The sequence below is a fragment of the Kitasatospora sp. NPDC001132 genome (genome assembly GCF_053598415.1).
In genome coordinates this window covers 333,366-346,282 of the sequence record NZ_JBSFKF010000003.1, presented here as the reverse complement: position 1 = coordinate 346,282, position 12,917 = coordinate 333,366, and the positions used below count along the sequence as shown (strand labels likewise).

The window sequence follows — 12,917 nt, the reverse complement described above, 5'->3', positions numbered from 1 at the left end:
ATGACAGCCACGCCCGCACCCACCGCGCCCGACACCGAGTTCGCGCCGCTCGACATCGGCCCGATCCGGGTGTGGCCGCCCGTCGTGCTGGCGCCGATGGCCGGCATCACCAACGCGCCGTTCCGCACCCTGTGCCGGGAGCAGAGCGGCGGCCGGGGCCTGTACGTCTCGGAGATGATCACCACCCGGGCGCTGGTCGAGCGCAACGCCAAGACCATGCAGCTGATCAAGTTCGACCCGAGCGAGAAGCCCCGCTCGATCCAGCTGTACGGGGTGGACCCGGTGACCGTCGGCAAGGCCGCCCGGATGATCTCCGAGGAGGGCCTGGCCGACCACATCGACCTCAACTTCGGCTGCCCCGTCCCCAAGGTCACCCGCAAGGGCGGCGGCTCGGCGCTGCCGTACAAGCGCAACCTGCTGCGCGAGATCCTGCGCGAGGCCGTCGCGAACGCGGGCGACCTGCCGGTGACGATGAAGATGCGCAAGGGCATCGACGACGACCACCTCACCTACCTGGACGCCGGCCGGATCGGCGCCGAGGAGGGCGTGGCCGCGATCGCCCTGCACGGGCGCACCGCCGCCCAGCACTACGGCGGGACGGCCGACTGGTCGGCGATCGCCCGGCTGCGCGAGTCCGTCCCGGCACACATCCCGGTGCTGGGCAACGGGGACATCTGGTCGGCCGACGACGCGGTGCGGATGATGCGCGAGACGGGCTGCGACGGCGTGGTGGTGGGCCGTGGCTGCCTGGGGCGGCCGTGGCTGTTCAAGGACCTGGTCGCGATCTTCGAGGGCGACGTGGACTACGCCCGCCCCGACTTCGGCTACGTGGCCGCGGCGATGGTGCGGCACGCGCAGCTGCTCGGCGAGTGGCTGGGCGACGAGGCGCGCGGCGTGATCGACTTCCGCAAGCACGTCGCCTGGTACACCAAGGGCTTCTCGGTCGGCTCCGAGTTGCGGGTGCGGCTCGCCAGCTCCTCCTCGTTGGCCGAACTGGCCGAAACCCTCTCCCAGGTGGAGCAGTCCCAGGGCTGGCCGGAGGGCGCGGACGGCCCGCGCGGGCGGACCAGCGGGAACAACCGGGTGGTCCTGCCCGAGGGCTGGTTGGACGATCCGTACGACTGTGCCCGACCGGGCGTCGACGCCGAATCGGACACATCCGGCGGCTGATCTATACGGTCCGGCGAAATCGACCCCTCGGGGCCGATGGCCATCAGGTCCCAGCCCTCTTGTCCATCCTGGACAAGAGGGCTCCTTTTCGGCGCTAGGCCATCACGGAGAGAGCACGTTTCTGGACGCGGTGCGACGATCGGCGCAGGGGTTCTACGTTCGACCCGTGAGATGCGCTGGTGACGCTTGCCACATACGGTTGGGACTGACGGTCGGTCACTGGACGAAGTGGACAGGTCGGCTGTGAATCGCTTCCCGAAGTCGGTCGGCCGGTGATCCGCCGATCCGGGTGCAGGAAATCAAGCCGGGACAACGCGATGGCTCCGCAGTCGCTACGGTGCGTCCGGATCGTGCGATCTGAGAGTCTGCTTGTCTTCAAGAATTGAACACTTGCTCGCGTCAGGCGGACGATTTCACCAACAGAGGTGAACGCCTTTATGTGCATTCGATCTAGCGGGTTACCGCTCGGTACCGGCCTCGTGTGGCCTATTCAGGGCAGAGAAGTGCCTTCGAAATGGGTATGTTCTCCGGCGTCAGGGCAACCGCGTACGAGGAGACCGACCCGTGCCGTCCCAGCAGAAGTTTGTTTACTCCTTCACCGAAGGAAACAAGGACCTCAAGGATCTTCTTGGCGGCAAGGGCGCGAACCTGGCCGAGATGACCAACCTGGGCCTCCCCGTCCCTCCGGGGTTCACCATCACCACCGAGGCCTGCAAGGTCTTCCTGGAGACCGGCAGTGAGCCGTCCTCGCTGCACGAGGAGATCAGCGCCCACCTGGACGCCCTCGAGCAGGAGATGGGCAAGAAGCTCGGCCAGGCCGACAACCCCCTCCTGGTCTCGGTGCGCTCCGGCGCGAAGTTCTCCATGCCCGGCATGATGGACACCGTCCTCAACATCGGTCTCTCCGACGTCTCGGTGGCCGGCCTCGTCGCCCAGTCCGGCAACGAGCGCTTCGCCTGGGACTCCTACCGCCGCCTGGTCCAGATGTTCGGCAAGACCGTGCTGGGCGTCGACGGCGAGCTCTTCGAGGAGGCCCTGGACGAGGCCAAGCACGCCAAGGGCACCGTCAACGACCTCGACCTGGACGCCGCCGACCTCAAGGCGCTCGTCGAGGTGTTCAAGGGCATCGTCGAGCGCGAGACCGGCCGGGCCTTCCCGCAGGACCCGCGCGAGCAGATGGACCTCGCGATCCACGCCGTCTTCCACTCCTGGAACGGCGACCGCGCCCGGCTGTACCGCCGCCAGGAGCGCATCCCGAACGACCTGGGCACCGCGGTCAACGTCTGCACCATGGTCTTCGGCAACCTCGGCGAGGACTCCGGCACCGGCGTCGCCTTCACCCGCGACCCCTCCACCGGCACCCAGGGCGTCTACGGCGACTACCTGTCCAACGCCCAGGGCGAGGACGTCGTCGCCGGCATCCGCAACACCCTGCCGCTGGCCGAGCTGGAGAAGCTCGACAAGAAGTCGTACGACGAGCTGATGGCGATCATGCAGAAGCTCGAGAACCACTACCGCGACCTCTGCGACATCGAGTTCACCATCGAGCGCGGCAAGCTCTGGATGCTCCAGACCCGCGTCGGCAAGCGCACCGCCGCAGCCGCCTTCCGGATCGCCGTCCAGCTGGTCGACCAGGGCCTGATCGACCTGGACGAGGCCCTGATGCGGGTCACCGGCGGCCAGCTCTCGCAGCTGATGTTCCCCCGCTTCGCCCCCAACGCCGAGTCGCAGCAGATCGCCTGGGGCCTGGCCGCCTCGCCGGGCGCCGCGATCGGCAAGGTCGTCTTCGACTCGTACACCGCCGTCAAGTGGTCCCGCTCCGGCGAGAAGGTCATCCTGGTCCGCCGCGAGACCAACCCGGACGACCTGGACGGCATGATCGCCGCCGAGGGCATCCTGACCTCGCGCGGCGGCAAGACCTCACACGCGGCCGTGGTCGCCCGCGGCATGGGCAAGACCTGTGTCTGCGGCGCCGAGGAGCTGGAGGTCGACACCAAGGCCCGCCGCTTCACCACCGCCGACGGCCAGGTGGTCCACGAGGGCGACGTCGTCTCGATCGACGGCGCCACCGGCAAGGTCTACCTCGGCGAGGTGCCCGTCCTGCCGTCCCCCGTGGTCGAGTACTTCGAGGGCACCCTGCACGCCGGCGCCGACGTCCAGGGCGGACTGGTCCAGGCCGTGCACCGGCTGATGTCGCACGCCGACGGCCGCCGCCGGCTGGCCGTGCGCGCCAACGCCGACAACGCCGAGGACGGCTCGCGCGCCCGCCGCTACGGCGCCCAGGGCATCGGCCTGTGCCGCACCGAGCACATGTTCCTCGGCGAGGAGCGCCGCAAGGAGGTCGAGCACCTGATCCTGGCGGACAACGACAAGGACCGCGAGCTCGCCCTCTCCACCCTGCTGCCGCTGCAGAAGGGCGACTTCCTGGAGCTCTTCCAGGCGATGGACGGCCTGCCGGTCACCGTCCGTCTGCTCGACCCGCCGCTGCACGAGTTCCTGCCGGACATCACCGAGCTGTCGGTGCGCGTCGCCCTGGCCGAGGCCCGCAAGGACCCGAACGAGAACGACCTGCGCCTGCTCCAGGCGGTGCACAAGCTGCACGAGCAGAACCCGATGCTCGGCCTGCGCGGCGTCCGCCTCGGCCTGGTCATCCCCGGCCTGTTCGGCATGCAGGTCCGGGCCATCGCCGAGGCCGCCGCCGAGCGCAAGCTGGCCGGCGGGGACCCGCGTCCCGAGGTGATGATCCCGCTGGTCGGCACCGTCCAGGAGCTGGAGCTGGTCCGCGACGAGTGCGAGCGGGTGCTCGCCGAGGTCGCCCGGACCACCGGCGTCCAGCTGGACATCAAGCTCGGCACCATGATCGAGCTGCCGCGCGCCGCGGTGACCGCCGGGCAGATCGCCGAGGCCGCCGAGTTCTTCTCCTTCGGCACCAACGACCTGACCCAGACGGTCTGGGGCTTCTCCCGGGACGACGTGGAGGCCTCGTTCTTCACCGCCTACCTGGAGAAGGGCATCTTCGGGGTCTCCCCGTTCGAGACCATCGACCGCGACGGCGTCGGCTCGCTGGTCAGGCACGCCGTCGAGGCCGGCCGGGCCACCCGTCCCGACCTCAAGCTCGGCGTCTGCGGCGAGCACGGCGGCGACCCGGACTCGGTCCACTTCTTCCACGAGGTGGGGCTGGACTACGTCTCCTGCTCCCCCTTCCGGATCCCGGTGGCGCGCCTGGAGGCCGGCCGCGCCGCCATCGAGTCGGCGGGCAGCGACTCGCGCTGAGGAGGGTAGGCATCCCCTCCGCACGCGCGGGTACGACTGACCGCTCCCCCTCCCGTCGGGAGGGCGTACACCGGAGCTCGGCGCAGGAGAACCGGCGTACGTGACACGGCCGGGCGGGAACGGACAACGGCGTCCGTTCCCGCCCGGCCGTACGTCTGCCCCGCCCGGCCGTGCTTCCGCGCACGGGCCGGGGCGCGGACCGGCCCCGGGCACGGCACGGCCGACGCACCGTCCGGTGTGGCGGCGGCCACGTGTGTAGCTGTGCCGGCGCGGCCCGGCCGCCTGCCAAGCTGGAACGCATGACCAACCGCAGAAACCCGCTCGTCGTCGTGGCCGTGCTGATCCTGGCGGTCCTGGCCGGGGTCGGGTACCTCCTCACCGACAAGGGGAGCGGCCACCCCAGGGCCGCCGCGAGCTCCACCGCGGCCGCCACCGCCGGTCCTTCGACGTCCGGGTCCTCGGCGCCCAAGCCCTCGGCCCCCAAGCCGACCCCGCCCCCCGGAGGCGCCTCGGCCCCCGCCCCGGCCGGCACCTGGGTGCCCACCGACGCGGCCCTGGCCGACGTCTGCCGCAGCAAGCTCCCCAGCCAGGCCGTGGACACCCTCACCCTGATCGCCAAGGGCGGGCCCTACCCGTACAACCGGGACGGCATCGTCTTCGAGAACCGGGAGAGCCGCCTCCCCAAGAAGGCCGGCGGCTACTACCACGAGTACACCGTGGTCACCCCGGGCTCCGACGACCGCGGCACCCGCCGCGTGGTGACCGGCGACGCCGGCGAGCAGTACTGGTCCGCCGACCACTACGCCACCTTCCTGGAGATCGACTCCCGCTGCTGAGCGCGGCCGCACAGGGCCCCACCGCGCGCCGAGGTCCGCCGCTCACCGCGCCCGCCGCCAGGTGATCCGGGGGTGCGGCGGGTGCGGGCCGGTGGTGACCAGGGCGGTCAGCTCGTGGAGCACCGGGGACGGGTCGCGGCGGAGCTGGGCCGGGGTGGTGCGGACCACCGGGAGACCGGCCGCGGTGAGGCGGTTGGCGCGGGCCAGGCCCCGTTCGTGCTCGGCCGGACGCAGGTGCCAGGTACGGGAGTCGATCTCCAGGGCCACGCAGGCGTGCGGCCAGTAGGCGTCCGGGACGGCGAGGAAGCGGCCGTCCAGGAACAGCACCGGGTTCCACAGCGGCTCCGGGAGACCCGCGTGCGCCAGCACCTCGCGGGCCTCGCCCTCCACCACCGACCGCACCCCGACCGTCAGGTCCTCCACCACCTGGGCCACCTGGGGCAGCCCGAGCGCGCCCGGTCGGGACAGCAACTGGTCGAGCAGTTCGCCGAGTTCGCAGTGTCGGCGCTGGACCGCCTCCGCGCACAGCGCCCGGAACCGGCGCTGCCCGGTCTCCTTCGGCGCGAGGTCCGCCAGCGCCCGGGCGACCGTGGTGCTCCACAGTCCGTCGCTCCGCTCGAAGCCGCCCGGCATGGCTCCGGAGGCACGGTGGATCCGGACGAACTCCCTGTCTCCGACCCGTCGTTGAGCCGGGATCAGGATGTCGACGGAGTTCAGGTCGGCCGGGTGCCCGGCGCTCGGCAGTCCGGCCTCGGCCAGCACCGTGAAGCCGGTCAGCAGCACCTCGCCGGTCCGCGGTTCGCGCCCCTTCGGCGTCGCGTACGCCAGTGCCGCCCGCATCTTCTGATGGAACGTCAGTCGCCCGCTCTGGAGGCAGATCACCCGGGGCAGCACCTGTTGCCAGGGCCCGCCCGGCCGCAGCCGGTGGGCGATGGTGCCGGAGGGCACCCCGAGCCGGCGCAGCTGTGCCCGGGTGGCGATGTGCTGCTGGTCGGCGCCCAGCAGGGCGACCGGGTCGAGGGGGTGTGCGCGGGTCATGCCCCGGTGCCTGCCCGCCCGGATCGGAGGTATGCGAAACATCCCCCGTCGGTGGGGGCTGCGGTCACGGGTGTTGACGGACCGGCAGCTCAACCGCTGAGCTGGAGTCCATATGACCATTCCATCGACGCACGCCGGCCCCGCGCTGGACGCGCTCCTCGGCCTCGCCGTCGGCGACGCCCTCGGTGCCCAGTTCTTCGTCCCGGAGACCGCCCGGGCCCACCTCGCCGACCGCACCGAACCCCCCGGCCCCTGGCCCTGGACCGACGACACCGAGATGGCCTGCTCGGTCCACGCCGCCCACACCGAGCGCGGCGCGATCGACACCTTCGACCTCACCCACGCCTTCGCCCTGCGCCACGACTTCGACCGCGGCTACGGCCCGGCCGCCAACCGCCTGCTGCGGCTGATCCGCGAGGGCGGCGACGCCGAACGGCTGGCCGCCGCACTCTTCGACGGCCAGGGCTCCTACGGCAACGGCGCCGCGATGCGGGTCGCCCCGCTCGGAGCCGCGTACGCCGAGGACCCGAGGGCCGTGGTGGGCCCCGCCGCCCGCACCGCCCTGATCACCCACACCCACCCGCAGGCCGTGGACGGCGCGATCGCGGTCGCGGTGGCGGCCGCGTACGCCGCGCGGACCCGCACCCGGCCGATGACGCCGGCCCGCTTCCTGGAGGCGGTGGCCGCCCTCACCCCGAACGGCGCCGTCAAGGACGGACTCCGGGAGGCCCGCGGACTGCTCGCCGGGGCGGACTTCCGGCTCGCCGCACGGGTGCTCGGCAACGGCAGCCGCACGTCCGCGGCCGACACCGTCCCGTACGCGCTGTGGTGCGCGGCCCGGAACCCGGCCGACTACCGCGCCGCCGTCCGGGACGCGATCGCGGCCGGGGGCGACATGGACACCGTCGCCGCGATCACCGGCGGGGTGGTGGCCGCGCACACCGGCACAGCGGGCATCCCGCGCGGCTGGCTGGACGCCTGCGAACCACTGCCGGACTGGGCGTTCCCCGAGCCGGGCAGCGTCCGGGCGGCCGGTGAACCGCACCTGACGCCGATCAGCCTTCCCCGCCCGCACCCGGTGCCCGACCTGCTCTGGTCGGACGCCGACTGGGAGCGGATCAGGCGCGGCCTGCGGGCCCGGGACGCGGACGAGCGCTGGGTCGCGTTCACCTCCGAGGGCGTCCTGCACCTGCACCGCGGCGTGGGCGGCGCGGAGATCTACCGGGTCCGGGTGGCCCGGGTGCGGGGCGGCTGGCGGCCGACCGAGGTGCTGGTGGAGGCCGACCCCGGCCGCCACCGCGGCTGGGACGACCACACCGTCCTGCCGGTCGTCCTGGACCTGGTGCGGTCCGGCTACGGGCTGCCCGGCCTCAGGCCGTGATCATCAGCTGCCCGGTGCCGCTGCCGCCCTGTCTAAGGCACTCCTGGTTGATCGCCGGATCCGGGGCGCTCGGCGAGGTGGCGGCGGCGATCCGCAGCTCGATGATGTCCCGCACGGCCGGCCACTCGTCGTCGAGGATCGAGTAGAACGCGGTGGAGCGCACCACGCCGTCCAGCCCGCGCGAGTGCGCCCGGCGGACGCCCTCGGAGGTCGCGCCGAGCCGCTCGATGGCGGTGCGCGAGCGCAGGTTGCGGGCGTCCGCGCGCAGCGAGATCCGCTGCACGCCCCAGGTCTCGAAGGCGTGGCGCAGCATCAGCAGCTTGGCCTCGGTGTTGATGCCGGTGCCCTGGGCGCGCGGCGAGAGCCAGGTGTTGCCGATCTCGGCCGCGTCCGGGACGGCCGTGTCCGGGTCGCCGAACGGGACACCGGGCGTGGGCGGCCACACCAGCGGCCCGCGCCAGTAGTCGAGTTCCAGGAACCGGGTGGAACCGACGACCCGGCCGTCGGCGACGCTCACCGTCGCGAACGGCAGCGACCGGCCCGCGGCCTGGTCGGCGAGCGCCCGCGCGACGTAGTCGCGGGCGGCTTCCAGACCGTGCGGGACGGGGGTGAAGGCGTAGGTCGTACGGTCCTCGGCGCCGGCCTCGGCGATGGCCTCGGCATGGTGCGCGGCAAGGGGCTCCAGCCGCACGGTGCGGCCGGTGAGGATGACAGGTACGGGCACGGAACCTTGGTCCTTCATCGGTCGGAGGGTTGCCTCCCGTGCCGGGGTGCGGCGCGGGGTGCTCTGGGCTGGGTACGCCTGGGCCCGGGCCCGCCGGCCGGGTGCCCGCGCACGCCGGAGGTCCGGTCGAACGGGGTGGGGGCGGCGGCCCGGAACGGGCGGCGCGGGTGCCGGAACGGGCACGGGTCCTCGGACCGGTCCGGCGGGAAGAGCGAGGGGACAGTGTGCGTCCGCGAAATGGCCGAGAAGGGTACGAGAGCGCGAAGGGAAGCAGGCGGCCAGGTGAAGGCAAGATGCGTCGTGGGTGGCTGGCCGAGCACCGGACCGGGACGTGGCCGACGGCGTTACGGACGACGTGACGACGACGCGACGATGCGAGGCAGCGAGAGGACGATACCCGCCAGAAGGCGGTGCGTCACTTCGCGGCACGCGAATGGCCGCGCGGGCCGTTTCCGGACCCCGCGGACGGGCCCGTTCCGGGGGCGTGACCAGGGGCTCTTCCTTCGGGTGCGATCATGGTCCGGAACGGTCGCCGGAGGCGGTCGGACGAGCCCTCCGAAGGGCCGTCGGACGGGCTCGGCAGCGGTCCTGCGGCCGGATCCGTCCACTGGACCGGGCCAGGGCCGGGCCGGGTCCAGGACCGGGCGGAAACAGGACGGACCGGGGGCGGAACCGGTCCGGTGGCCGGGGACGGGAATTCCGGCGGCGCCCGGCACGCTGAAAAGACGAGAAGCCGGTCGACCGGGACGAGCAGAGAACGGGGTTGGGTGCGCGGTGCGGGACTTCCAGGCGCTGTACGAGCTGGACCAGCAGGGCGTGGCCGCCGTCGCCGCGGCCAACGAGCGGTTGCGCGACACCGGTGCCGGCCTCGTGCTGCTCCAGCACTACGAGGGCTTCATGGACGCCGGGGAGGCCGGCGGCCAGGTGGTGGCCCACCTGCTGGAGACGGGCTCGCCGCTGGTGGTGGCCCGCTTCGACCACGACCGTCTGGTGGACTACCGGGCCCGCCGCCCCGCGATGGTCTTCGACCAGGACAGCTGGACGTCCTACGACCCGCCGGAGATCCTGCTCCAGCTCGTCCACGACGCCGCCGGCGCACCGTTCCTGCTGCTCACCGGCCCCGAACCGGACGTCGAGTGGGAGCGCTTCGCGCGCGCCGTCCGCGAGCTGGTGGAGCGGTTCGAGGTCCGGCTCTCGATCGACTTCCACGGCATCCCGATGGGCGTGCCGCACACCCGCCCGGTCGGCATGACGCCGCACGGCAACCGGCTGGACCTCGCCCCGGGCTACCCGCAGTGGTTCGAGCAGGCGCAGGTCCCGGGCAGCGCCCAGGCGCTGGTGGAGTACCGGCTGGCCGAGGCCGGGCACGACGTCCTCGGCTTCGCCGTGCACGTCCCGCACTACGTGGCCCGCTCCGCCTACCCGGCGGCGGCCGTGCAGATCCTGGAGGCGGCGCAGTCCGCCACCGGCCTGGTGCTGCCCGGCACCCAGCTGCGCGAGCGGGTCGCCGAGGTCTACGCCGACATCGAGGAGCAGCTGTCCCAGGGCGACGGCGAGCTGCGCTCGGCGATCCGCGGCATGGAGGGCCAGTACGACGCGGTGGCGGGCGCGGAGGGCCGGGAGAGCCTGCTGGCCGAGCCGGTGGACCTGCCCTCGGCGGACGAACTGGGGCGGCGCTTCGAGCAGTTCCTGGCCGAGCACGAGCGCGGCGCGGAGTAGCGCGGCAGCCGTACCGGCGGCCGCGCGCCGCCGCCACGACCGCGCGGGGGGCCGGAGTCGGACGGGCCCGGGGGTCGGATTCCGGCCGGTTCGGGCCCGCCGGGAGACGAATCGCCCGGGGCGGGAGTCATCGGCCTGGATCGTTCGTTGGCCCCTGGTGTGCCCGGGGGACGGGCCGCCGTGAGGAGCCGACCGTGACCCGCATCCCCGGGGGGAGAGCATGCCGAGGACCGCACGCCCGACCATCGCCCTGACCGTCGGACTGGCCGCAGCGCTGCTGGCCGGCTGCACCGACGACGCCGGCTCGGACAGCCGGAACAACGGCGCCGCGGGCGCGACGCCCGCCCGCGCGCAGGCCGGCGCGGCCTCGTCGCCGACCACCGCCCCGCCGCCCACCGGCCCGTACGTCGCGCTCGGCGACTCGTACACCGCCGGGATGAAGATCCCGCCGCAGGTCGGCGAGCCGGGCGGCTGCTCCCGCTCCGGGGCCAACTACCCGTCCCTGGTGGCGAAGGCGCTCTCGCTCGGCGCCGGGCAGTTCAAGGACGTCAGCTGCAGCGGCGCCCGCACCGGGGACCTGACCGGCCCGCAGAAGGTCGCCGACGGCACCAACCCGGCCCAGCTGGACGCGCTGACCGCGGACACCCGGCTGGTCACCCTGGGGATCGGCGGCAACGACGCGGGCTTCATGGAGGTCGTGACGGAGTGCGCCAAGGACAACCTGGTGGACATCCTCAAGGGTGTGATCACCGACAGCGCGGAGCGGATCAGCGACTCGCCCTGCCGGGACCACTACGCGGCCGGCAACGGCACCGACGAGGTCCAGCGCAAGGTGGACGCGGCCGGCGACCGGCTCGGCCAGGTGCTCCAGGACGTCAGGAAGCGCTCACCGAAGGCCAGGGTCTACGTGATCGGGTACCCGGGGCTGCTCCCGGCAGACCCGGCGAGCTGCGTGCCGGTGCTCGGCAACGCCGTGTCCGCCGCCGACCTCCGCTTCCTGGTGGAGAAGCAGCAGCAGCTCAACGGCATGCTCAGGAAGCGTGCCGAGGCGGCCGGCGCGGTCTTCGTGGACCTCGCCGGGCCCTCGTCCGGGCACGACATGTGCGCGGGGGAGGACCAGCGCTGGGTGGAGCCGCCGCTCCCGGCCCGGGGGCTGGCGCCGATCCACCCCAACGCCAAGGGCCAGGAGGCGGTGTCCGGGGTCGTCCTGAAGGCGATCAGGGGCTGAGGACGCCGACGGCCGCCGCGGCCCCGGCACGACCGGGGCCGCGGCGAGGGCCCGCAGCGCCCGTCAGGGGTTCGTGGGCGAGGATTCACGCTCCCGTCCGCGCTCCTTCGTGCGCGGCACACCCGGCGTGTCGGGGGCCGGGCGTACCGTGAGAGCCATATGGACGACACCACGCACCGCCTCGCCGCCCCGATCCCGTACGACCGCTCCGCCGAGGCCCGCTGGGTCCCCGAACCCGACAAGCGCCCGGGCCGCACGGCCTTCCAGCGCGACCGCGCCCGGGTACTGCACTCGGCCGCGCTGCGCCGGCTGGCCGGCACCACCCAGGTGGTCGCCCCGATGCAGAGCGACTTCCCGCGCACCAGGCTCACCCACTCCCTCGAATGCGCCCAGGTAGGGCGGGAGTTGGGTGCCGCCCTGGGCTGCGACCCGGACCTCGTGGAGACGGCCTGCCTGGCCCACGACATCGGCCACCCGCCGTTCGGCCACACCGGCGAGGAGGCCCTCGACCAGGCCGCCGAGGCCTGCGGCGGCTTCGAGGGCAACGCCCAGTCGCTGCGCATCCTGACCAGGCTCGAACCCAAGCGCTTCGCGCCCCGGGAGGAGCAGCCCACCGCCCGGCTCGCCCCCTGGCCGGGCCGCAGCGTCGGCCTCAACCTGAGCCGGGCCGCCCTCGACGCCGCCACCAAGTACCCGTGGACCAAGGGCGCCCACCCCACCGACCCGGCCTCGCCCAAGTACGGCGTCTACGCCGACGACCTGCCGGTCTTCCGCTGGCTGCGGGCCGGCGCCCCGGCCGGCCGCAAGTGCTTCGAGGCCACCGTGATGGACTGGTCCGACGACGTGGCCTACTCCACCCACGACGTCGAGGACGGCCTCCAGGCCGGCCACATCGACCCGGCCGCCCTGCGCGCCCCGAGCGAGCGCGCCGAGCTCTTCAAGGTCGCCGAGCGCTACGCCGGGGACGCCGAGCCGGAGGAGCTGACCGCCGCCCTGGACCGGCTGCTCGCCCAGGAGTGGTGGCCCAGCTCCTACGACGGCACCGCCCGTGCCCGGGCCGGGCTCAAGGACCTCACCAGCCAGCTGATCGGCCGCTTCTGCCTGGCCGCCGAGCAGGCCACCCGCGCCCGCTACGGCCCCGGCCGGCTCACCCGCCACGGCGCCGAGCTGGTGGTGCCGAGGGACGTCCGGCTGGAGTGCGCGGTGCTCAAGGCGGTGGCCGTCCGCTACGTGATGCAGCGCGACGAGCAGGCCCAGCTGCGGGCCCGCCAGCGGATCGTGATCGCCGAGCTGGCGTACGTCCTCACCCAGCGCGCCCCCGAGGGGCTGGACCCGGTGTTCGCCGCCATGTACCGCGAGGCCGAGGACGACCGCGCCGCCCTGCGCACGGTCATCGACCAGATCGCCACCCTGACCGACGCCTCGGCCCTGGCCCTGCACGCCAGGCTCGTCGGCGCCGCCTGGGCGTAGCCACCCGGCCCCGGCCGGCGCGGCCGGGAGGCTCCGCTCGCCCTCTCTCCCCACTCCCCGCCGGGAGGCGCCCCCGGC

Annotated in this window: 9 protein-coding genes; 7 read left to right on the top strand and 2 right to left on the bottom strand. The window is 73.5% G+C overall.

The genetic code is table 11. The annotated features are described in order from the left end of the window. The 3 genes from dusB to ACWDBE_RS06140 all read left to right on the top strand — a co-directional run bounded on the left by dusB (position 1) and on the right by ACWDBE_RS06140 (position 5,279). Positions 1-1,170, top strand: a complete 1,170-nt coding sequence (gene dusB, locus ACWDBE_RS06150; RefSeq protein ID WP_449807371.1) for a tRNA dihydrouridine synthase DusB — start codon at positions 1-3, stop codon at positions 1,168-1,170. A gap of 564 nt (positions 1,171-1,734) precedes the next feature. After that, positions 1,735-4,443: a pyruvate, phosphate dikinase gene (gene ppdK, locus ACWDBE_RS06145; protein ID WP_449789128.1), complete on the top strand. Its 2,709-nt coding sequence runs from the start codon at positions 1,735-1,737 to the stop codon at positions 4,441-4,443. A 299-nt stretch (positions 4,444-4,742) separates the two neighbouring features. Beyond that, on the top strand, positions 4,743-5,279 hold the full coding sequence (locus ACWDBE_RS06140) for a ribonuclease (protein ID WP_449789129.1): 537 nt from the start codon (positions 4,743-4,745) through the stop codon (positions 5,277-5,279). Positions 5,280-5,321: 42 nt separating this feature from the next. Here ACWDBE_RS06140 and ACWDBE_RS06135 read toward each other — a convergent pair whose 3' ends face one another. After that, positions 5,322-6,317: a hypothetical protein gene (locus ACWDBE_RS06135; RefSeq protein ID WP_449807370.1), complete on the bottom strand. Its 996-nt coding sequence runs from the start codon at positions 6,315-6,317 to the stop codon at positions 5,322-5,324. Between the two features lie 112 nt (positions 6,318-6,429). Between ACWDBE_RS06135 and ACWDBE_RS06130 the strand changes: the two genes are divergently transcribed. Continuing rightward, a complete protein-coding gene (locus ACWDBE_RS06130) occupies positions 6,430-7,698 on the top strand; it encodes an ADP-ribosylglycohydrolase family protein (RefSeq protein ID WP_449807369.1) in 1,269 nt (422 codons plus the stop codon). Here the strand turns inward: ACWDBE_RS06130 and ACWDBE_RS06125 are convergent. Beyond that, the gene (locus ACWDBE_RS06125; protein WP_392869775.1) at positions 7,688-8,422 is read right to left on the bottom strand and encodes a GNAT family N-acetyltransferase; all 735 of its coding nucleotides are present in this window, start codon (positions 8,420-8,422) and stop codon (positions 7,688-7,690) included. The two genes, ACWDBE_RS06130 and ACWDBE_RS06125, sit on opposite strands and share 11 nt — an antisense overlap. Before the next feature lie 774 nt (positions 8,423-9,196). On the opposite strand from ACWDBE_RS06125, the gene ACWDBE_RS06120 reads away from it, so the two are divergent. The 3 genes from ACWDBE_RS06120 (at position 9,197) to ACWDBE_RS06110 (ending at position 12,839) form a co-directional block, all read left to right on the top strand. Continuing rightward, positions 9,197-10,141, top strand: a complete 945-nt coding sequence (locus ACWDBE_RS06120) for a PAC2 family protein (RefSeq protein ID WP_449789132.1) — start codon at positions 9,197-9,199, stop codon at positions 10,139-10,141. Between the two features lie 220 nt (positions 10,142-10,361). Continuing rightward, on the top strand, positions 10,362-11,369 hold the full coding sequence (locus tag ACWDBE_RS06115) for an SGNH/GDSL hydrolase family protein (protein ID WP_449789133.1): 1,008 nt from the start codon (positions 10,362-10,364) through the stop codon (positions 11,367-11,369). Between the two features lie 159 nt (positions 11,370-11,528). Continuing rightward, positions 11,529-12,839: a deoxyguanosinetriphosphate triphosphohydrolase gene (locus ACWDBE_RS06110; protein ID WP_449789134.1), complete on the top strand. Its 1,311-nt coding sequence runs from the start codon at positions 11,529-11,531 to the stop codon at positions 12,837-12,839. Positions 12,840-12,917: the final 78 nt, after the last annotated feature.

What these genes read in the sequence shown, in the direction of transcription:
- dusB (WP_449807371.1), top strand. Translation starts at nt 1, where the DNA reads ATGACAGCCACGCCCGCACCCACCGCGCCCGACACCGAGTTCGCGCCG.
- ACWDBE_RS06140 (WP_449789129.1), top strand. Translation starts at nt 4,743, where the DNA reads ATGACCAACCGCAGAAACCCGCTCGTCGTCGTGGCCGTGCTGATCCTG.
- ACWDBE_RS06135 (WP_449807370.1), bottom strand. Translation starts at nt 6,317, where the DNA reads ATGACCCGCGCACACCCCCTCGACCCGGTCGCCCTGCTGGGCGCCGAC.
- ACWDBE_RS06130 (WP_449807369.1), top strand. Translation starts at nt 6,430, where the DNA reads ATGACCATTCCATCGACGCACGCCGGCCCCGCGCTGGACGCGCTCCTC.
- ACWDBE_RS06115 (WP_449789133.1), top strand. Translation starts at nt 10,362, where the DNA reads ATGCCGAGGACCGCACGCCCGACCATCGCCCTGACCGTCGGACTGGCC.
- ACWDBE_RS06110 (WP_449789134.1), top strand. Translation starts at nt 11,529, where the DNA reads ATGGACGACACCACGCACCGCCTCGCCGCCCCGATCCCGTACGACCGC.